Genomic DNA, 1328 nt, shown 5'->3' on the forward strand with positions numbered 1-1328 from the left:
TGAACCGCCCCGGGTTTTGTGGAGGCCATTTGGTTTAAGTGCAGGCCGTTGATTCGGCCTGTTCGGCGAGTTGCCGGTAGTAGTTTGCCTCAGCTTCGGCGGGCGGGATATAGCCGATGGGTTCGAGCAGCCGGATGTGGTTGAACCACGCCACCCATTCCAGCGTCGCCAGTTCGACCGCTTCCCGCGTCTTCCATGGGCCACGCCGGTGGATCAGTTCAGCCTTGTACAGCCCGTTGATCGTCTCGGCCAGCGCGTTGTCGTAGCTGTCGCCCTTGCTTCCGACGGAGGGTTCGACACCCGCCTCGGCCAGGCGCTCGCTGTAACGGATGCTGACGTACTGCGAGCCCCGATCTGAGTGATGCACGAGGCTGCCGTCGCGTTCGGGCTGACGGGCGTAGAGCGCCTGCTCCAGCGCATCGAGCACGAAGTCCGTCGTCATGCTTCGACTCACCCGCCAGCCGACGATGCGCCGGGCGTACACGTCGATCACGAAGGCCACATACAACCAGCCCTGCCAGGTCGAAACATAGGTGAAGTCCGAGACCCATAACTGGTTCGGACGATCCGCCTTGAACTGGCGATTCACCCGGTCCAGCGGACACGATTGTTTGGGGTCCGAGACCGTCGTGCGCACGACCTTGCCGCGAACGGCGCCGCGCAATCCCAGGCTGCCCATCAGGCGCTCGACGGTGCAGCGCGCGACCTCGGTGCCTTCGCGCTTCATCTGCCGCCAGACCTTGTCCGCGCCGTAGACCTGAAGATTGGCCTGCCAGACGCGTTCGATCTCGGGCATCAACACATCGTCGCGTTGCACACGCGCACAACGCAGTGTCGGATCGCGCTGGCGCGCGGCATGGCGCCGGTAGCCAGACGGGGCGACCTGCAAGACCTTGCAGATCGGCTCGACCCCGTAAGTGTCGCGATGCCGGTCGATGAAATCGTTCAGGACTTGAGTCGGCGGTCGAGCTCCGCCTGGGCGAAAAACGCGCTCGCCAGCTTCAGAATCTCGTTGGCGCGGCGCAGTTCCTTGTTCTCGCGCTCCAGGGCCTTGATGTGCTCGCGTTCCTCACTGGTAATGCCGTCCCGCATACCGGTGTCGATTTCGTGCTTGCGCACCCATTCGTGCAACGTCTGGGGAACACAGCCGATCTTCGGCGCAATCGATTCAATCGCAGCCCATAACGACGGATACTCGCCACGGTGCTCCTGCACCATGCGGACAGCGCGTTCGCGGACTTCAGGGGAATACTTCGGGGTGATCTTCTTGCTCTTCATGGCTTCATTCTCTCAAGAGTTGAAGCCTCCTCAAAACCCGGGGCGGTTCA

At 62.6% G+C, this 1328-nt stretch carries 1 protein-coding gene and 1 other annotated feature; the gene reads right to left on the minus strand.

Going from position 1 to position 1328, the window contains the following annotated elements; translation table 11 throughout:
- Positions 1 to 34 precede the first annotated feature (34 nt).
- Positions 35 to 1278, minus strand: a protein-coding gene (locus RMP09_RS15345) for an IS3 family transposase (RefSeq protein WP_310566855.1) whose coding sequence is annotated in 2 segments (ribosomal slippage) — positions 35 to 981 and positions 981 to 1278 — 1245 coding nt in all. Because the reading frame shifts where the segments join, the coding sequence is not laid out codon by codon here.
- Positions 875 to 991, minus strand: a sequence feature (AL1L pseudoknot). Its footprint overlaps the gene before it by 117 nt.
- Positions 1279 to 1328: the final 50 nt, after the last annotated feature.

It is taken from the genome of Hydrogenophaga sp. (assembly GCF_031426985.1).
GTDB lineage: Bacteria > Pseudomonadota > Gammaproteobacteria > Burkholderiales > Burkholderiaceae_C > Hydrogenophaga.